Genomic DNA, 18,313 nt, shown 5'->3' with positions numbered 1-18,313 from the left:
AATAGCAAATTTTGTGTAAAAAATAAACTAAATCAAATGATTAAAAATTTTTAGATAAAACTTTTTATAAGGATTTATTAAATATGTGTTATAATATATTAATCCAGTATTAAAAGGAGAGGGTGTGAAAGAAATATTAAAAGAAATTGACTCTCTGAAAAAGAAAATAATCGACATCAGACGTCACCTTCATATGTATCCCGATTTATCACACAAAGAAAAACCGACAAGAGATTATATTAAAGGTATTTTAGAAAGTGAAGGAATTAAATGTAAAACTTTTAAAGACCACTATGGGATGGTTTGTGATATTGTTGTCGATGAAAACAGGCCTTTTTTGGCATTTAGGGCGGATATGGACGCTCTTCCTATACAAGAAGCAAATGATGTTCCTTATAAATCAAGAAAAGACGGTATTATGCATGCATGCGGGCATGACGGACACAGTGCAGTGCTGGCAGGATTACTTATTGCATTAAACAGACATAAAGACAAACTACCGATTAATATAAGGGGTATTTTTCAGCACAGCGAAGAAGACACCGAGGGAGGCAGTGAAGATTTGATACGAGATGGTGCATTGGAAAATGTAAATGCAATATTCGGGCTTCATATGTATCCATATTTAAATACAGGAGAAATTGGTTATAAATATGGGGAAATGATGGCAAGTGCCGATACATTTGAAATTGAAATTTTTGGAAAAAGCTCACATGGGGCAAGACCTCATGAAGGGGTTGATGCGCTTTTAACGGGTGCACTTGCTATCAATTCAATAAACCATATTATTTCAAGAAGAATCGATCCTCTCCATCCCGCTGTTATTTCCATGGGTACGGTTGAGGGCGGAAAAGCTCCGAATGTGATATGTGATTATGTAAAAATGACCGGAACGGTTAGAACCCTTAACGATAAAGTTAGAAATTCCATAAAAAAGATGATGGAAGATGCGATTAAGGGAATCTGTTTTGCAATGGGGGCTGATTATAAGTTTCATTATTTTTTTGGAAATCCCGAACTTATAAACGATGACAAAATGGTTGAGACTGTAATAAAATCTGCAAAAGAGATTGGGGCAAAGCCAATCGACTTGAAACAGCCGGTAATGGGAGGGGAAGATTTTGCCAATTATTTAAAAATTGTTAAGGGGGCATTTTTCAGACTCGGATGCTGCAGTAGGGAAAAAAATATAGGATGTGTTCCGCAACATCATCCAAAATTTGATATAGACGAAGATTCATTGCCGTTAGGGGCAAAGGTTATGGCAAATTTAGTGAAAGAATTTAAAAATGAGAGTTAGTAATATATTTTCACCTTTATTTGTGAAACAGGAAAAACTTTTTGTCAATATAAGGGATTTTAAAAAAGAAGATGCAAACGGGATAGTTGAATTAATTAGAAAAAATTACGCAGACACTTATTATAGAAAAGATTTTTATGATGCCAATATGTGGATAAAAGCATACAATGAAAAAAGATTAATCCCTATAATTGCCGAATATCAGGGAAAAATAGTAGGTCAGTTTTCTTTAATACTCAATGACAAATACAATGCGGAAATCGGTATCGCCGTAGTTCATCCTGATTTTAAAGGAAGAGGTATTATGAATCAGATGTTTGATTATCTGATAGAAAAAGCAAAAAGTATAAAACTTTATGCAATATACGGCGAGGCCATTATGTTTCATCCTTTCTCACAAAAAGCGAATTTATCCCACTCAATGGTTGAAACTGCCCTTCATTTCGGGGAAGTCGCTCATTGGATATCTCAAAAAGAATTTAAATTTGAAAAAAGAAGCGGCGTTTTGATTTCTTACCTTTTATTTAAAAAAGAAAAAAGAAATTATTATCTTCCCGAGATTTATAAAAAAATAATGCTTGAGAGAATCAAAAAATTAAAAATTACCGTTACAAAAACAAAAGTTAAAAGAATAAAACCGAAACTTAAGTTAAAAATAAAAAAAATATTAAAAATTGCAATAATTAGATGTGATAGCAGGGTTAAAAATTTTGAAAAAAAATTTAATTTTATTTTTTCAAAAGCAAAAATAAAAGCGGATATGGTATATCTTGATATTAATCTTCATTCCCATTATGCAGAAAAAATAGTGGAATTTGCAAATAAAAAGGGATTTTTTTACAGCGGTATACTTTTTTATAGGTACGATGGAATGGATTATTTAAGACTTCAATTTGAAAACAGGCATAAAATAGAAGAGAAATTAAATGTCTGTTACAGCAAATATTGTAAAAAACTGACAAAATTTATTTTAAAAGATAAAAAAAGGGTAAATAAATTAAATTAATTAAGTTTTTTAATCAACAGGATTTTCGTAATAAACATATGTCTCGTAATTTGTTATTTCAAAATATAATTTTTTCTTTTCGTTGGGGTCAACTTTATAATTAAAATTTTTATCAAGATATCCGTATCCGAACCTGTAAGGTCTTGGTTTGTTGTCATCAGTTCCGTGAGCAGTTGTAAGTTTGTCCACTTTTAAAAATCTCATTACAATCCTGCCTCCGGAATAAATATCCACAACACCGTTTACGCCTGTAAAATTCTGAATGGAATGGCCCAATTTATTTTGCTGTTCCTGAGTGCATCCTGAAATTATCAAGATTAAAAAAAATCCTAATATTTTTTTCATTGAAATCCTTTTTTAAAAATTATAGCATATTATAAGTTTAGTGATATAAACTAAAGAAACTTGAAATTTAAAATAAATTTTGATATAATCAGTATACATAATGCAAAATATGATACAATAAACACAAAAAGAGGATAGATGATTAAAAATTATGAGGAATATAAAAAAGCTGTCCAGCTTTTAAAAAAATATTCATATTATTATTATGTTTTGGATAATCCTTTGGTTACAGATGAAGAATATGATAAATTATACCGTGAAGTTGAAAAATACGAAAAAGCGCACCCTGATGAAATAGATCCGACTTCTCCTACACAAAGGGTAGGCGATGTGGTACTTGAGGGATTTGAAAAGGCCAAACATATAACAAGAATGTGGTCTATGGAAGATGTGTTCAGTGAAGCCGAATTTAAAGACTGGTTAAACAGGGTGAATAAATTAATTGATGAGTATTATACTTTATACATAGAGCCAAAATTTGACGGAGCCAGTTTAAATCTGGTTTATAATAACGGGGAATTGGTTAGAGCGGAAACAAGAGGCGACGGTGATATCGGGGAAAATGTCACGTTAAATGCAAAAACTATAAACTCCATACCTTTAAAGATAAATTATAAAGGACTTATTGAAATACGGGGGGAAGTTTTAATAAAAAAAGAGGATTTTGATAAATTAAATGTAGAGAGAGTTAAAAAAGGCGAAAGCACTTTTGCAAATCCGAGAAATGCGGCGGCAGGAAGTCTAAGGCAGCTTGACCCTAAAATTACGGCAAGCAGACATCTGTTGTTTCAACCTTGGGGTGTGGGATATCCTGTTGAAATATTAAATTCCACGGAGGTGGAAAACGACAGGTATGAAAACGATAAAAAAATGTTTTTTGATAAATTTAAAACATATAAAAATTTAATGGATTTTGTTTATTCTCTCGGATTCAGGGAACCCCCTAAAAGAGGGGAGTGCAAAAAAGACGAAATTGAATGCATTCAAAAAAAATATAACGAATTTGTTAAAATCAGGGATGATTTGCCTGTAATGCTTGATGGTATGGTTGTTAAGGTGAATGAGCTTAATTTACTTGAAAAATTAGGTTACACTCAAAAATATCCAAGATGGATGGTCGCATATAAGTTTCCTGCCATTGAAAAAGAGACAATTTTAAAAGATGTTGTTATTCAGGTCGGAAGAACCGGCGTTTTAACTCCGGTTGCCGTTTTGGAACCTGTTGAAATAGGCGGGGTTATAGTAGAGAGGGCCACTCTTCATAATTTTGATGAAATTGAAAGAATGGATATTAGAATAGGTGATCATGTAATAGTAATCAGAAGCGGGGATGTTATCCCTAAAATTACCAAAGTTTTGGCATGGAAAAGAAGCGGAAATGAAAAGAAAATAAGTAGACCCACACATTGTCCCGTATGCGGAAGCGAGGTACTGGACGAAGGGGCTCTGATTAAATGTCAAAATCTTTCCTGCCCGGCAAGGGTTGTGAATACTATAATTTATTTTTCTAGTAAAAACTGTATGGACATAGAAGGTCTTGGTGAAAGCGTGGCAAAACTTTTATATGAAAAAGGGCTTGTAAAAGATATAAGGGATTTATATAAACTTAAAGTTGAAGAGCTTGAAAGGCTCCCCGGTTTTGCAAGAAAAAAAGCCGAGAATTTGATAAACGCAATTAAAAAAACAAAAGGAACTGAATGCTGGAGATTTGTAAATGCTCTCGGAATTGAACATATAGGAGAAGTCGCAAGCAAAAAAATTTGCGAAAAATTCGGGGTTGGTTTTTATAAACACGACCCTTTAGAATTTATGCACATAGATGGTTTCGGGCCTGAGATGGTAAAATCTATTGAAGAATATGTAAAAGTAAATAAAGAAAAAATTGAAGAGCTTATAGAATTAATTCAGCCTAAAAGCCCCGAAGCTAAAGAGATTAAAGAATCTCCTTTTCTTGGCAAAACAGTGGTTTTAACAGGAGCTATGAAAAAACCGAGAGATGAGATAAAAGAACTTCTTGAATCTCTTGGGGCACATGTAAGCAGCAGTGTAAGCAAAAGAACAGATTATGTAATTTACGGGGAAGATGCGGGAAGCAAATTTGATAAGGCTAAAAAGCTTGGTGTTACCCTTCTTCCCGAAGATGAAATGTGGAAAATGATAGGAGAGCAAAATGCCGACTAAAGTTTTGGTAGAAGATGATTTGGAGATTATTACCCCAAAACTTTATAAAGTTATATTGCTTAATGACGATTACACAACTTTTGATTTTGTAATAGAAATATTACGTTCAGTTTTTAATAAAAGTGAAGACGAAGCTATAAACATTACGCTCAAAGTGGATAGGGAAGGCAGCGCTGTTGTGGGTATTTATCCTTATGAAATAGCTCAGATGAAAGTAGATAAAGTTCATACCCTTGCGCGTTCATCCGGCTATCCATTGAGAGCAAAAATAGAGGAGGTATAAATGCAGATAACTGAAAATTTAAAAAATATATTTAACGAAATAATAAATGAAGCTAAAAGAAGACAAAACGAATATATAACAATAGACCATGCTTTTTATATTTTATTGAAAGATAAAAACATAAGAAATTTACTTGAAGATGTAGGGGTTGATGTTGATTATATAAGAAGGGGACTTGATTATTATCTTGACAGATATATTGAAAAAGCCTCTGTGGTGGTAACACCTACGGAAACCCTTTCTTTTCACAAAGCAACCGAAAGAATGATAAAGCATATTCAGGGAATTAAAAAAACCGTTGCCGATGAAATCGACTTTTTTATTGCACTTCTTGAAGATGAAACAAGTTATGCAAATCAGCTTTTAAAAGAATTTGGAATAGAAAGAGTCGAAATAGTCGAATATGTAACAGAAACAAAAGAAGAAAAGAATGAGCCGAAAGTATTGGGGGAATTTACAACCGAACTTGTAAAAGAAGCTAAAGAATTTGACGATGTAATAGGAAGGGAAAAAGAAATAAACAGGGTTATGCAAATCTTGGTAAGACGTAAAAAAAACAATCCTGTTTTGGTAGGGGAGCCCGGAGTAGGTAAAACTGCAATTGTTGAAGGTCTCGCCAAAAAAATAGCTTTTAACCAGGTTCCAAAAGAGCTTAAAAATAAAAAAATTTATTCTCTCGATATGGGAAGTTTGATAGCGGGTACCAAATACAGGGGTGAATTTGAAAAAAGAATGAAACTTATTTTAAACGAACTTAAAAAAGAAAAAGAGCCTATTTTGTTTATAGATGAGATACATATGATTGTAGGTGCGGGTGCTGCGGGCGGAAGCAATATGGATGTTGCAAATCTTCTTAAACCGGCACTTGCAAGAGGTGAAATAAGATGCATTGGGGCTACTACTTACGAAGAATTTAAAAACCATTTTGAAAAAGACAGAGCCTTAAACAGAAGATTTCAAAAGATAGATATAAAAGAGCCGTCTGTTGAAGACACAGTAAAAATACTTGAAGGTTTAAAATCAAGATATGAGGAGTTTCATAAAGTTAGATATTCAAAAGAAGCAATAAAAAGTGCGGCAATTTTAGCTAAAAAATATTTAAGAGAAAAATATCTCCCCGACAGTGCAATAGATTTAATAGATGAAGCCGGTGCAAAATATAAATTAAAGGGCAAAAAATTAATTACAAAAAACGATATCGAAACAATAATCGCAAGTATCGCCAATATTCCAAAAGAGAGTGCAACGAGTAATGAAATAGAAAAATTAAAAAATCTCGAAAACAGTTTAAAATCAAAAGTTTTCGGACAAGAGACGGCTATAAAAGAGCTTGTTAAGGTAATTAAAAGGAAAAAAGCAGGATTAACCCGCGAAGATAAACCGATAGGAAGCTTTCTGTTTGTAGGACCTACAGGTGTTGGTAAAACAGAAGTTGCAAAACAGCTAGCTAAATTGCTCGGTATTAATTTTATAAGATTTGATATGAGCGAATATCAGGAAAAGCATTCAGTCGCCAAATTAATCGGTTCACCTCCCGGATATGTGGGATATGAAAAAGGAGGAATACTTACAGAAACCATAAGAAAACACCCTCACAGTGTATTACTTTTGGATGAAATAGAAAAAGCGCATCCTGATATAGTGCAGATTCTTTTGCAGGTTATGGATAATGCGACTTTGAGCGATAATGACGGCAGAAAAGCTGATTTTAGAAATGTTGTTTTGATAATGACAAGCAATTTGGGTGTTGGTGAGGGAAATAATCTTGGATTTATGCAGGAATTCAGTGAATTTAAAGAAGATGCAATAAACAGATTTTTTGCACCTGAATTTTTAAACAGGCTTGATGCCATAGTGAGATTTAAACCTTTAAGCAAAGAAAATGTATTAATGGTGGTAGATAAGTTTATTAATGAGCTTCAGGATAAATTAAATGCCAAAAAAGTAAAATTAACTCTTACAAAAAGGGCTAAAGCCGCACTTGCTAAAAAAGGATATTCCCCTAAAATGGGGGCAAGGCCTCTTGCAAGGGTGATTGAGGAAAATATAGTAGAGCCTTTGAGCGAAGAGATTTTATTTGGGGAGCTTAAAAACGGAGGAGTGGCAAGATTTGATTATATAAAAGATAAATTCAGTTTAAAAGTTAAAAAATAGTGAGTTGTGAATTGTGAGTTTTGAATTATGAATTATAAATTATGAATTTAAAAAGTAAAATAAAGGTTAAAAATATATGATTAAAGTTAGGGAATGTCCTCCTTTATATCTTCTTGATGATTTCACTTTTCCTTCCCCTTATGAAAAATTTGATGAAGGATTTGTAGGGGCAAGTTATGATTTACACCCCAAAAGACTGCTTGAAGGTTATTCAAGAGGTTTTTTCCCATGGTATCAGGATGAGGACGGGCTTTTTCACTGGTATGTATTAAATAAAAGGCTTATTTTAAAAGTCGATGAGGTAAAAATTACTAAAAAATTAGCTCAAAAACTCAGGAGCTCAAAATGGGAATTTAAAATAAATTCAAGATTTGAGGATGTAATCAGAAATTGTGCAAATGTAAAAAGAAAGCAAAGCGGAACCTGGATAAATGATCCATTTATAGAAGCTTATACCAAATTATACGAACTCGGATTTGCCCTTTCGGTTGAGAGTTATTATGAGGGAGAATTAGTTGGGGGTTTTTACGGGGTTGCAATAAACAAATATTTCAGCGGTGAGAGTATGTTTCACTTAAAACCGGATGCAAGCAAACTGGCGTTAATCTATTTTTGTAATGTTTTAAAAGAAAACGGAATTAAATTTATTGACTGCCAGGTCCCAAGTGCACATCTTCAGAGAATGGGTGCAAAAATATATGAAAAAAAAGATTTTATCCCAATGATTCAAAAAGCAAGCGGGTTTTTAAATCTCTAATTTTCCTATCACTTTTCCTATTATATTTATTTCATTTGGGCTAACTATTTCTTTTGGATAGATTTTATTATCTGAAATTATTTCAATTTCCCCTGTGCTTTTTAAATTTATTCTTTTTACAAAAACTCCGACATTTGTGGAAATTACGAAAATTCCCCCGTTTATGATGTTTTTGTCATTTCTGTCTATAAATATAATATTGCCGTCTTTTAAAGTAGGCTCCATTGAATCGCCTATTACGTTGATTGCATCTAAATTTTTATTTATTATTTTTTTGTCAATATATAAAATTTCATAATTTTCATCAAAGTTTATTGCCCCGCCGCCCGCACTTGCATTTATATCTTTAAAATACCTAATTTCAGAGAATTTTTCAGTCTCAGTGGCTATTGAATCAATGCTCTGGTCAAACAAAAGCCAGTTTATAGATATTTTTCTTTTTGCACAGAAAAGAGCTATTTCTTTAAAAGGGATTTTATTTCTTTTTTTAAGTATGGATAAATTTTCAGGTGTAATTCCAAGAGCGTTTGCCACATCTTTATTTAAAACTTTTCTCTCTCCCACTTCATTTGAGATTATATCTTTAATTTTTTCTATTATTTTTTCAAAATCCATTTCAGTCCTTAACAATTTGTTAATTTATTGAGAGTAATTTTATCAAAATGTTAATATTTTGTAAATAAATTAAAGGATTAAAGATGAAAATACATCTTGATTTAGACGCTTTTTTTGTATCGGCTCATAGAAGCATTGATTCAACTTTATTAAATAAACCCTGCGTTGTAGTAAAAAGAAATGACAAAGAAATTTTCAGTGAAAAAGCAAATGTTTACAATTTAAATAAAGGCGCTTTTACCTCAGAAATAATAGTAAGCGAAAAAAAGCCTGATAAAAGCTATTTTTTAGAAAATGGCAAAATCAGGGGAATTGTGGTTACTGCAAGTTATGAAGCAAGAGAGCTTGGAATAAAAACAGGTATGACCTTAAAAGAAGCTCTTATCATTTATCCTAATTTAGAGGTTATTTTACCTGATTATAAACTTTATCATCTGCTTTCATACAAATTAAAACTTTTTTTAAAAAGAAAAATTCCGGCAGTGGAACAATATAGCATTGATGAATTTTTCGGGGATTTGGCAGGCTGGATCGAAGATGAAAAAATTGAAGGATTTTTAAAAAATCTTCAAAAAGAAATTTATGAAAAATTTAAACTTCCGATTTCCATAGGTGCGGCAAAAAGCAAATGGATTGCAAAACTCGCCACAAATTACGCAAAACCATACGGTGTAAAAACAGTAAGAAATATTGATAAATTTATTAAAAATGTTCCAATAGAGAAATTTCCGGGAATCGGCAAAAGAATAGAAAAAAGACTGAAAGAAAAAGGAATTACAACTTTAGGAGATGTAAAAAACAATAAAAAATATTTTTATTCGTGGGGAAAAAACGGCGTAGTTTTATATAACAGAGTTTGTGGCAGGGATAATGAAGAGGTAAAAGAGAGGGAAAATAGAAAAAGTATAGGTATCTCAAGAAGGTTTGATCCGATTTATGATAGGAGCGAAGCTGTAAGAAGAGTTGAAATTTTATGCAGATATTTGTCTTTTTTAATTACTAAAAACAGACTTAATCCCACTTTTTATTACTTAAAAATAAAATATAAATATTCAAAGCCCCAAAAAGCCCATATAAATATTGAAAGGATTTTTAATGAACTTTTGTTAAAGGAAATTATGACCACTCTTTTTTATACGGCCGATAATAAAGAGGATTATATTGTTTCTATTGCCTTAAGTGTCGGAAAATTTAAAAAAACAAGCAATTTGTTTGATTATGAAAAAGATAAAAAAATGGAAAAATTAAACAGGGCGGTTTATAAATTAAGAAGTAAATTCGGGCTCTCAGCCGTTGTGACGGCGGGGGAAAAAATTATTTAAAAAAATTAACGTTTGAGATTATTTACAGTCTGGAGCATTTCATCACTTGTGACGATTGCTTTACTAGCGGCGTCATAAGCTCTCTGCCCTGTGATTAAATCTGTCATTTCATCAACCAGCTGGACATTGCTCATTTCCAAAAATCCCTGTCTAATCTCACCCGTGCCGTCCTCCCCGGGAGTTGTAACAATAGGGTCTCCTGAAGCAGAGGTGTTTATATATAAATTGCTTCCAAGTGAATGAAGACCTGCAGGATTTATAAATTTTGCAAGCTGAATTTGCCCGATTTGCTGCATTTGCGTCTGTCCGGCTTCGAGTATGCTTACTGTTCCGTCTGTCCCCACAGAAACCTGAACGGTGTCGGCCGGCAGTGTAATACCGGGAATTAATTTATATCCGTCGCTTGTTACGATATTCCCGTCTTTGTCGAGTTTAAAAGCTCCGTCTCTTGTATATGCTATTCTTCCGTCAGGCAGTTGAATTTGGAAAAAACCGTCTCCCTGGATTGCCAAATCCAGGTTATTTCCTGTTTCTTTAAAATTTCCCTGTGTAAAAATCTTACTGATGGCTGTAGGTCTGACCCCAAGCCCTACGCTTATTCCGGTTGGTGACTGGGTGTCTGTTGAAGTTGCGGTGCCTGCATATTCCATTGTCTGATAAAACAGATCTGCAAATTCGGCCCGTTGTTTTTTATATCCTATTGTGTTTACATTTGAAATATTGTTTGAAACAACATCTATTTGTGTTTGTTGCGCCAACATCCCAGTAGCTGCCGAATAAAGACTTCTTAGCATATTAATTCCTTAAAGTTTTTTATTAAAAAGCAAAAATTATTCCAATTTTCACTATTCACAACTCACTACTCACTATTCACTACTCACTATTTTTATCCTCTTACATTTGCAAGTTTTTCAATAGCATCACGGTTAAGGTCGTCCATAAATGTTGTCATTACTTTTTGATAGCTTTCAACCATTCTATTTGTATCAATTAAATCTGTCATTTCTTTAACCGGATTTACATTTGATTTTTCCAAAAATCCCTGTAAAACACTGTTTTTGGAATCTATTATTGCAGTATCAGGGATAAAATCAAATAAATTGTTTCCTATTTTTTTGAGTGTGTTTAAATTATCAATTTTTACTATTTTTAATGTTGCGATTAACTGTTTGTTTTGGTAAATATTGCCGTTTTGGCCTATTTTAATCGGATATGATGTATTAAGCTGTATAGGTTTATTTTTATTGTTTAATACTTTAAATCCGTCTTTTGTAACTAAATAGCCGTTTTTATCAATAGAAAAATTTCCGGCACGGGTCAGTTTTTCCCCATCAGGCGTATTTACTGAAAAAAATGCATTTTTTTGTTTGAGAGCCAAATCAAGAGGATTTCCCGTCTTTTGAAGATTGCCTATATCGAATTTGGTATATTCTTCCACAACAACAGGAACTTTATTAAGCGCCCTGTTTAAAAATTTTGCCGCTTCTTTTGTATTGTTTTCAAGTGGAAGATTGTCTCTTTTTTCATTAAATATTCTTTCATAATCGCCGATTATAATATCGTCTTGTTTATAACCGGAAGTGTTTACATTTGCCAGGTTGTTTGATATTACATTAAGACGATTAAATTGTGTAACCATACCGCCGGTTGCGCCGTAATAACCGTTAATCATTGATTAACCTTTTTTTTGTATAATGAAAGCAAATAGCGTTCCGTTCATTTATTATATAATTACAGATTATTATTCAAGGAGAAAATTAATGGCATTACCTAAAGAGCTTGAAAAGTTATTTAAAGAAAACAAAAAAGGCATTATTACTTATGAAAAGATAGTCAGTATTTTACCAAAAACTCCTACAAAATCTCAAACTAAAGAAATTCTGACAAAAACGAAAGAAAACAATATCAAATTAATGACTGCAGCAGAAGTCGCCAAACTTAAAAATCTTGAAGATGTTGTAAAAAATGAAGAAGAGAGAGAAAGAAAAAAAGAAGAGCTGGCGGAGGATATCTTAAAAGATAAAGAGCTTCTCGAATGGAGCCGTTCCGATTCCCCCGTTAGGATGTATCTGAGAGAAATGGGTCATATTCCGCTTTTGGATAAAGATGAAGAAGTGGAAATTTTCAGAAGAATCCAGCTCGGGGAAGAGATAATTCTTGATGCGATATGCTCAATCCCTTTTTTGATTGATTTGGTTTTAAAATATAAAGAGCCTTTACTTAACAGGGAAAGAAGGGTAAAAGAACTTTTTAAAAATTTTGTTGACGAAGAAGAGGTTGAAGACGAAGATACAAAAGAGGGAAAAAGAAATAAAAAAATATCCATCAGGGAAAAAAGAATAAACGAACTTTTTAAAAATCTGGAAAAAGCAAAAAAAGAGTGGGAAAAAGTTTTAGACGAATACGACCAGGTAATAAACGCCACCAATATGGATGAGCTTGAAAGGCTTCAGAAAATTTTGACGCTTACGTTTAAAAAGAAAAAAGTAAAACTCGCATTAAACGAACTTGGATATACTTCCAAACTTATCAATGAAATAGTAAAAACTGTTGAAACTGCCTTAAAAGGCGATAAAGATTTTGAAAAAGAACTTAAGAAAAAAGAATACAGACTGCCTCTTTTTAACGAGCAGCTGAGAAAACTCCACAGGGAAATATTAAGTAAAATCACTTCTCTTAGCAAAGAGGATATTGCGGCTATGGTTCCGGAACACACAATGGTTAATATTTATATGGATATAAAAAAATTAGTTGAAGCGAAAAAGGCAAGCGACAATACATTCGGAATGGAACCTGAAAAACTTGAAGTAATACTTGAACAGTTAAAAAGAGGTAAAAAAATTGCCATAGAAGCAAAAGAAAAGATGGCCAGGGCTAATTTAAGATTAGTTGTCAGTATTGCCAAAAAATACACCAACAGAGGGCTTCCTTTTCTTGATTTGATTCAGGAAGGAAATATAGGGCTTATGAAAGCCATTGATAAATTTGAATTTGAAAAAGGATATAAATTTTCGACATATGCAACCTGGTGGATAAGGCAGGCAATTTCACGTGCCATTGCCGATCAGGCTAGAACTGTGAGAATTCCTATCCATATGATAGAAAACATCAATCAGATTAATAAAATAATCAGAAAACATGTTCAGGAAAACGGAAAAGAGCCTACCCTTGAAATTATTTCTAAAGATATGAAAATGCCGATAGAAAAGGTAAAACAGATTCTAAAAATTTCAAAAGAACCGATTTCCCTTGAAGCTCCGGTCGGAGAAGAGGAAGACGGAAAGTTCGGAGATTTTATAGAAGACAAAACCTTTATTAACCCTTATGAAGAAGTGGTTCACGAAGATTTGAGAAAACATATTGATGAAATTCTTTCTCAGCTTAATGACAGGGAAAGAGAAGTTATAAAAATGAGATTCGGTCTTATGCCCGATAAAAGTGAAAGAACGCTTGAAGAAATTGGAAAAGCGCTTAATGTAACCCGTGAAAGGGTAAGGCAGATTGAAAGCAGCGCTATTAAAAAACTGCGCCATCCAAATATAGGTAAACTTCTTAAAAATTATATTGAAAGCTAAATAAATGGTGAAAATGGTGAATAGTGAAAAACCTGCCCGGCCGCTTGCAAAGCGGTGGGGTGGTGAGTAGTGAGAATGGAGAATGTAAAATGGAAAACAGTAAATGGAAATTGATTGAAAACTTCTTAGTTAAATTTATTTATGAAGAAATAACGAAAACAGGATTGAAAAAAGGAATCTGCGGCATTAGCGGCGGGATTGATTCAGCCGTTGTGGCAGTTTTGGCTAAAAAAGCATTAGGTGATAATTTCAAAGCTTTTATGCTTCCAAGCCAGTTTTCTTCCCCTTCAAGTATAGAAGATGCAAAAACATTATGTAAAAAATTTGATATAGAATATGAAATAATATCTATTGCTCCACTTCTTGATGCCTATCCTATAGATGATAAAGTAAGACTTGGAAATTTTTCTGCAAGAATGAGGATGGCTGTTTTATATGACAAAAGTGCCGAACTTAAGGCATTAGTAATCGGTACAAGTAACAAAAGCGAATTAATGCTGGGTTATGGAACATTGTACGGAGATTTGGCAAGTGCACTTAATCCGATAGGGGATTTGTATAAAACGGAAATTTTTGAGTTTGCAAAATATTTAGGTGTGCCTGAAGCTATTATAAATAAACCTCCGAGTGCGGATTTGTGGAAAGGCCAGAGTGACGAAAAAGAACTTGGGTATTCATATGCTGAGATTGACCCTGTTTTAATGGAGTTTGTGGATAACAGGGCTACGAAAGAAGAGCTTTTGGAAAAATTTGATAAAGATTTGGTGGAATTTGTAATAAACAAAATTTATAAAAACCAGTTTAAAAGAAAAATGCCTATTATTGCAAAACTTAAATCAAGAACTGTGGGCCATGATTTTTTATATGAAAGAGATGTCAGATTATAAATTTATGTTATAATTTGTAAAAAAGGTTAAAAATGGCATATAAATTGGAAAATGGCAAAATAAAAAGGGTTTCTCTTCCTAAAAAATTATCTAAAAAAAATGAAGAATTATTAGAAAAATATTGGGAAAAAACTCCGGCTTTTGAAAATAAAATTCTAAAAAAATTTAATATAAAAACAATAAATGGTAATTAAATTTATTAAATATCAAAAAATAAATAAATCTTTTATAAGTTTTTTTAAAGATGAAATTTTTAATAATAGGGAATATGAGTTTTTAAAAAAACTAATTAATGATACTAATAAAAATAAAAGTACAGTTTATGTGTTAGAAATTGAAAATAAAAAAGCAGGTTTAATAGGTTTAACATTTGATAGGGTAGCTAATTCACCTGTTATAAGTATTGATTACATTTTTGTGGCAAAATCTTATAGAGGTAAAAAAATAAAGAAATTAAGTAATAAAAAAATATCTGAAATATTAATTTATTATGCTATTGAATTAGGTAAAAAAATTAAAGATTATGTTAGTGTAAGATATTTAGCTTTATATCCTGATATGCAAAATATTAATTTAACAAAATATTATTTATCTATTTTTCCAAATACTTTTAAATTAAAAGAAAATAAAGAAATATGGATTTTATTAAAAATATGAGAATTTTTACTTTTTTCGAAGAAATGTATTATGAACCAAAATGGTATCATTGGCCGGTAATCGTTTCTCTTTTACCAGTTTCATTTCTTTATATGATAATAGCACATTTTAAATTTCCCAGAAAATATACAGATATGGGTATACCCGTTATTTCGGTGGGTAACATAATTGTGGGAGGCAGCGGAAAAACCCCGATAACGATAGCAATAGCAAATTATTTGAAAGAAAAAAAAGTCGCTGTGATTTTAAGGGGATATAAAAGACTCTCAAGCGGATTGGTTATAGTTAAAGATTTTAATGAAATACTTGTTCCTGTTGAAATTAGCGGAGATGAGGCGATGGAAATAGCTACTTCCACAAAAGCCGCCGTTATAGTGAGTGAAGAGAGGAAAAAGGCAATTGAAAAAGCTAAAAAAATAGGGGCCGAAGTTGTCATTCTGGATGACGGATTTGACAAACCTTTTGAAAAATTAAATATTGTAATAGATAAAAAATTAAAAAATCCTTTTGTTTTGCCGGCAGGAGGATACAGATATCCAAGAGTTGCACTTAAATTTGCGGATATTATTTTAAAAGAAAATATCGATTTTAAAAGAAATGTTGAAAAAGTGAACGGGGATGTTCTAATTTCAGCTATATCGAATCCAAAAAGACTTTTAAAATATGTTGATGTAAAAGAATATAAATTTTTTCCTGACCATTACTGCTTTAAGAAAAAAGATATAAACGAGTTTAAAGATAAAAAAATAGTTACTACAAAAAAAGATTATGTAAAATTGAAACAATTCGGTCTTAATCTGAAAGTTATTCAAATGAATTTGGAATTAAACCAAAATATTTTAAAGCAAATAGACGAATATTTGTTAAAATTTCATAAAAAAGGTAAATAATGGAAATAAAAGAGCAATTAAAACAGGACGAGCAGTTATTGGTTCAGGTTTTTAAACTTGAAAAATTTATAAACAAATATAAAAAACATTTAATTATTGCTGCGGTAATTTTAATTGTTTATGTAATCTGGCAGGCTTCTTACAATTATATTAAGACCCAGGAACTTATTAAAACAAACAATGCTTTTGATGAACTCATTGTTAACCCTGATAATAAAAAAGCACTTGAAACATTGAAGGAAAATAAAAAACTCTATGAACTTTATCTTTTAAGGGAAGGTAAAAATCTTAATAAAATTTCAACCCCCGAACTTAAAGAATTTGCGGCATATAAAACGGCTATGCTAAAAGGGGATATTAAGACCTTGGAGAATTATTTATTAAATCCCGATTATAAAGTTTTAAAAGATGCCGTAAGGGTTGCTTTAATCAGGGCATATCTGGTAAAGGGAAACAGAAAAAGAGCGCTTGAAATAAGCAATGATATCAAACCAAATTCAAAATTTGCTGATATTGCAAAATATCTTTTACATTACGGGATAATAAAATGAAAAAATATTTACTATTAGCGGCTTTAATTTTTGCGGGCTGTTCAACAAAACATTTTGAACCCGAAAAAGTATATAATAAAAATTTAAATATAAATACCCAGGATAAAAAACTGGCCGAATACACATATAAACATTTAACGTTTGTAAAAACAAAAGGTTTTTTTAAAGAAAAAAAAGAATATTTTGATGAAAACAATAAAAGTTTGGGAAGTTTTGTAAAAATAAACGACGATTTGGCCGTAAACGGGGATAAACTGTTAATAATTTCTCAAAAAAGAGTAATTAAAATGCCTCAGCTTATATATTCAGCCACTAAAAAAGGCGCTCTAATTGCGGTAGTGTTTGAAGATAACGAATACGGTATTTATGATTTGGATAAAAAGGCTCTTGTATTTAAAAATTCAGATGACGGAATGATTGAAGCCAGATACATACATGCAAGCCCGGTTTTTTATAATGATTTGGTTTTGTTCCCGCTTCTCAGCGGAAATGTGGCTGTTGTGGATTTGACTAAAAAACGCTTTATTAGAAACTTGATTGTTTCACAAAAAAATATTAACGATAATGTAATTTATCTTAAAATAGTAAATGACAAACTGTTTATGGCTACCCCTCATAATTTAACTTTATTTAATCCAAATTTTTTAATTCATTACAACGACGATATAAAATATGTAATAAATTTGGGAAATTATTTATATGTTTTTACAATAGACGGCAGAATAGTAAAATTGGATTTAAATCTTAAAAAAATTAAAGAAATCAAACTTCCATATGCTTCTTTTTCACTTCCAGGCGTATGCAGGGGTAAAATTTATACGGTTGAGCATGAAGATTATTTAATCGAAATAGATGAAAATTTAAATTATAAAGTGTATGAAGGTGATTTTGATACAGATTCTCCTTTAAAAATTCAAAACTGTAAGATTTATAATAAAAACAAGGTGTTTTTTATTGAGTAGATATCTTGAAGCTTTTTTAGAATATCTTTTGATAAATAAAGGTGTGAGTAAAAACACCTATGATGCTTATAAAAGAGATTTAATGCAGTTTGAAGAATTTATTAAAAAGCCAATTATTGAGGCTGAAAGCGGCGATGTAATTAGGTTTTTATCTGAAATTGAAAATAAAAGAAGTTTAAACAGAAAATTAAGTGCTATTAACTCTTTTTTTGATTTTGCATATAAAAGAAATTTTGTTGATGAAAAATTTAAAATAAAACAGGCCAAACTCCCAAAAACCCTTCCTAAATTTTTGAATAAAGAAGAAATTTTAAATTCAATATCGCATATAAATTCCCAATCTTCATGGTTTGAGCTCAGAGACAGGGCTTTGATTTTGTTTTTGTATGCCACTGGGCTTAGAATAAGCGAAGCTTTAAATATAAAAACAGGTGATATAGAAGGCGGCTGGGTAAAAGTAGAAATGGCAAAAGGTGAAAAACAAAGGATAGTGCCAATAGCGGATGCTGCTTTAAATACACTTAATGAATATTTACATAAAAGACCCTGCGTCAATGAATTTGTTTTTGTAAATAAAAACTGTGATAAATTAAGCAGAATATCCGCATTTAACATTACCAAAAAATATCTGAATGTATCTCCTCATGTACTCAGACATTCATTTGCCACAGCGCTTGTGTTGGGCGGGGCCGATTTAAGGGTTGTTCAGGAACTGCTCGGTCACGCCTCTCTTAATACCACCCAGATATATACACATATTCAAAAAGAAAATCTTAAAGATACAGTGTTAAAATATCATCCGTTGGAAGAAATAGAATAAAGTGAGTT

The 18,313-nt window shown here is 31.7% G+C and carries 19 protein-coding genes; 15 read left to right on the top strand and 4 right to left on the bottom strand.

What is annotated here, in order from left to right:
• The first annotated feature begins 124 nt into the window (after window positions 1-124).
• Window positions 125-1,300 carry an amidohydrolase gene (locus DZ67_RS0101720; protein WP_024786980.1) on the top strand — a complete coding sequence of 392 codons (1,176 nt, stop codon included), beginning with the start codon at window positions 125-127 and terminating at the stop codon, window positions 1,298-1,300.
• Window positions 1,290-2,306, top strand: coding sequence for a GNAT family N-acetyltransferase (locus DZ67_RS0101715; protein WP_024786979.1), 1,017 nt, complete (start codon window positions 1,290-1,292; stop codon window positions 2,304-2,306). The genes DZ67_RS0101720 and DZ67_RS0101715 overlap by 11 nt, the downstream gene beginning before the upstream one ends.
• Before the next feature lie 9 nt (window positions 2,307-2,315).
• Here the strand turns inward: DZ67_RS0101715 and DZ67_RS0101710 are convergent, their stop codons facing one another.
• Window positions 2,316-2,651: a hypothetical protein gene (locus DZ67_RS0101710; RefSeq protein ID WP_024786978.1), complete on the bottom strand. Its 336-nt coding sequence runs from the start codon at window positions 2,649-2,651 to the stop codon at window positions 2,316-2,318.
• Window positions 2,652-2,789: 138 nt separating this feature from the next.
• Between DZ67_RS0101710 and ligA the strand changes: the two genes are divergently transcribed.
• The 4 genes from ligA to aat all read left to right on the top strand — a co-directional run bounded on the left by ligA (window position 2,790) and on the right by aat (window position 8,026).
• Entirely contained in the window at window positions 2,790-4,832 is a 2,043-nt protein-coding gene (gene ligA, locus DZ67_RS0101705) for an NAD-dependent DNA ligase LigA (RefSeq protein WP_024786977.1), read from the top strand.
• A complete protein-coding gene (locus DZ67_RS0101700; protein ID WP_024786976.1) occupies window positions 4,822-5,115 on the top strand; it encodes an ATP-dependent Clp protease adaptor ClpS in 294 nt (97 codons plus the stop codon). The genes ligA and DZ67_RS0101700 overlap by 11 nt, the downstream gene beginning before the upstream one ends.
• Window positions 5,116-7,269, top strand: a complete 2,154-nt coding sequence (locus tag DZ67_RS0101695) for an AAA family ATPase (protein WP_024786975.1) — start codon at window positions 5,116-5,118, stop codon at window positions 7,267-7,269.
• 76 nt (window positions 7,270-7,345) lie between these two features.
• Window positions 7,346-8,026 carry a leucyl/phenylalanyl-tRNA--protein transferase gene (gene aat, locus DZ67_RS0101690; protein WP_024786974.1) on the top strand — a complete coding sequence of 227 codons (681 nt, stop codon included), beginning with the start codon at window positions 7,346-7,348 and terminating at the stop codon, window positions 8,024-8,026.
• Here the strand turns inward: aat and DZ67_RS0101685 are convergent.
• The gene (locus tag DZ67_RS0101685; protein WP_024786973.1) at window positions 8,015-8,641 is read right to left on the bottom strand and encodes a LexA family transcriptional regulator; all 627 of its coding nucleotides are present in this window, start codon (window positions 8,639-8,641) and stop codon (window positions 8,015-8,017) included. The genes aat and DZ67_RS0101685 overlap by 12 nt on opposite strands.
• An 83-nt stretch (window positions 8,642-8,724) precedes the next feature.
• On the opposite strand from DZ67_RS0101685, the gene DZ67_RS0101680 reads away from it, so the two are divergent.
• Window positions 8,725-9,963 (top strand): Y-family DNA polymerase, encoded by a 1,239-nt coding sequence (locus tag DZ67_RS0101680; RefSeq protein WP_024786972.1) that lies wholly within the window; start codon window positions 8,725-8,727, stop codon window positions 9,961-9,963.
• A gap of 5 nt (window positions 9,964-9,968) precedes the next feature.
• Here the strand turns inward: DZ67_RS0101680 and flgG are convergent, their stop codons facing one another.
• Both flgG and flgF read right to left on the bottom strand, forming a co-directional pair.
• Window positions 9,969-10,757, bottom strand: a complete 789-nt coding sequence (gene flgG, locus DZ67_RS0101675) for a flagellar basal-body rod protein FlgG (protein WP_024786971.1) — start codon at window positions 10,755-10,757, stop codon at window positions 9,969-9,971.
• A gap of 92 nt (window positions 10,758-10,849) precedes the next feature.
• Complete coding sequence (flgF, locus tag DZ67_RS0101670; RefSeq protein ID WP_024786970.1) at window positions 10,850-11,635, bottom strand: flagellar basal-body rod protein FlgF; 786 nt, start codon at window positions 11,633-11,635, stop codon at window positions 10,850-10,852.
• 88 nt (window positions 11,636-11,723) lie between these two features.
• Here flgF and rpoD point away from each other — a divergent pair, with 88 nt between their 5' ends.
• The 8 genes from rpoD (at window position 11,724) to DZ67_RS0101630 (ending at window position 18,305) form a co-directional block, all read left to right on the top strand.
• On the top strand, window positions 11,724-13,538 hold the full coding sequence (gene rpoD, locus DZ67_RS0101665; protein ID WP_024786969.1) for an RNA polymerase sigma factor RpoD: 1,815 nt from the start codon (window positions 11,724-11,726) through the stop codon (window positions 13,536-13,538).
• Window positions 13,539-13,627: 89 nt separating this feature from the next.
• Complete coding sequence (locus DZ67_RS0101660; RefSeq protein WP_035907309.1) at window positions 13,628-14,425, top strand: NAD+ synthase; 798 nt, start codon at window positions 13,628-13,630, stop codon at window positions 14,423-14,425.
• A 32-nt stretch (window positions 14,426-14,457) separates the two neighbouring features.
• Window positions 14,458-14,619, top strand: coding sequence for a hypothetical protein (locus tag DZ67_RS10525; RefSeq protein ID WP_156919559.1), 162 nt, complete (start codon window positions 14,458-14,460; stop codon window positions 14,617-14,619).
• Window positions 14,609-15,082: a GNAT family N-acetyltransferase gene (locus tag DZ67_RS0101650; protein WP_024786967.1), complete on the top strand. Its 474-nt coding sequence runs from the start codon at window positions 14,609-14,611 to the stop codon at window positions 15,080-15,082. The genes DZ67_RS10525 and DZ67_RS0101650 overlap by 11 nt, the downstream gene beginning before the upstream one ends.
• On the top strand, window positions 15,061-15,972 hold the full coding sequence (locus DZ67_RS0101645) for a tetraacyldisaccharide 4'-kinase (protein WP_084043329.1): 912 nt from the start codon (window positions 15,061-15,063) through the stop codon (window positions 15,970-15,972). The genes DZ67_RS0101650 and DZ67_RS0101645 overlap by 22 nt, the downstream gene beginning before the upstream one ends.
• Entirely contained in the window at window positions 15,972-16,523 is a 552-nt protein-coding gene (locus DZ67_RS0101640; RefSeq protein WP_024786966.1) for a hypothetical protein, read from the top strand. Before DZ67_RS0101645 ends, DZ67_RS0101640 begins: the two co-directional genes overlap by 1 nt.
• On the top strand, window positions 16,520-17,485 hold the full coding sequence (locus DZ67_RS0101635; protein WP_024786965.1) for a hypothetical protein: 966 nt from the start codon (window positions 16,520-16,522) through the stop codon (window positions 17,483-17,485). Before DZ67_RS0101640 ends, DZ67_RS0101635 begins: the two co-directional genes overlap by 4 nt.
• Entirely contained in the window at window positions 17,478-18,305 is an 828-nt protein-coding gene (locus tag DZ67_RS0101630) for a tyrosine-type recombinase/integrase (RefSeq protein WP_024786964.1), read from the top strand. The genes DZ67_RS0101635 and DZ67_RS0101630 overlap by 8 nt, the downstream gene beginning before the upstream one ends.
• Window positions 18,306-18,313: the final 8 nt, after the last annotated feature.

Source organism: Lebetimonas sp. JS138 (assembly GCF_000523335.1).
Taxonomy (GTDB): domain Bacteria; phylum Campylobacterota; class Campylobacteria; order Campylobacterales; family Nautiliaceae; genus Lebetimonas.
This window is presented reverse-complemented; position numbering and strand designations above follow the sequence as displayed.

Excerpts from the sequence above, each read along its gene's own strand:
- DZ67_RS0101680 (WP_024786972.1), top strand. The coding sequence starts at position 8,725 with ATGAAAATACATCTTGATTTAGACGCTTTTTTTGTATCGGCTCATAGA.
- DZ67_RS0101635 (WP_024786965.1), top strand. The coding sequence starts at position 16,520 with ATGAAAAAATATTTACTATTAGCGGCTTTAATTTTTGCGGGCTGTTCA.
- DZ67_RS0101685 (WP_024786973.1), bottom strand. The coding sequence starts at position 8,641 with ATGGATTTTGAAAAAATAATAGAAAAAATTAAAGATATAATCTCAAAT.
- DZ67_RS0101695 (WP_024786975.1), top strand. The coding sequence starts at position 5,116 with ATGCAGATAACTGAAAATTTAAAAAATATATTTAACGAAATAATAAAT.
- flgG (WP_024786971.1), bottom strand. The coding sequence starts at position 10,757 with ATGCTAAGAAGTCTTTATTCGGCAGCTACTGGGATGTTGGCGCAACAA.
- rpoD (WP_024786969.1), top strand. The coding sequence starts at position 11,724 with ATGGCATTACCTAAAGAGCTTGAAAAGTTATTTAAAGAAAACAAAAAA.
- DZ67_RS0101660 (WP_035907309.1), top strand. The coding sequence starts at position 13,628 with ATGGAAAACAGTAAATGGAAATTGATTGAAAACTTCTTAGTTAAATTT.
- DZ67_RS0101715 (WP_024786979.1), top strand. The coding sequence starts at position 1,290 with ATGAGAGTTAGTAATATATTTTCACCTTTATTTGTGAAACAGGAAAAA.
- DZ67_RS0101640 (WP_024786966.1), top strand. The coding sequence starts at position 15,972 with ATGGAAATAAAAGAGCAATTAAAACAGGACGAGCAGTTATTGGTTCAG.
- DZ67_RS0101650 (WP_024786967.1), top strand. The coding sequence starts at position 14,609 with ATGGTAATTAAATTTATTAAATATCAAAAAATAAATAAATCTTTTATA.
- aat (WP_024786974.1), top strand. The coding sequence starts at position 7,346 with ATGATTAAAGTTAGGGAATGTCCTCCTTTATATCTTCTTGATGATTTC.
- ligA (WP_024786977.1), top strand. The coding sequence starts at position 2,790 with ATGATTAAAAATTATGAGGAATATAAAAAAGCTGTCCAGCTTTTAAAA.
- DZ67_RS0101700 (WP_024786976.1), top strand. The coding sequence starts at position 4,822 with ATGCCGACTAAAGTTTTGGTAGAAGATGATTTGGAGATTATTACCCCA.
- DZ67_RS0101710 (WP_024786978.1), bottom strand. The coding sequence starts at position 2,651 with ATGAAAAAAATATTAGGATTTTTTTTAATCTTGATAATTTCAGGATGC.
- DZ67_RS10525 (WP_156919559.1), top strand. The coding sequence starts at position 14,458 with ATGGCATATAAATTGGAAAATGGCAAAATAAAAAGGGTTTCTCTTCCT.
- flgF (WP_024786970.1), bottom strand. The coding sequence starts at position 11,635 with ATGATTAACGGTTATTACGGCGCAACCGGCGGTATGGTTACACAATTT.
- DZ67_RS0101645 (WP_084043329.1), top strand. The coding sequence starts at position 15,061 with ATGGATTTTATTAAAAATATGAGAATTTTTACTTTTTTCGAAGAAATG.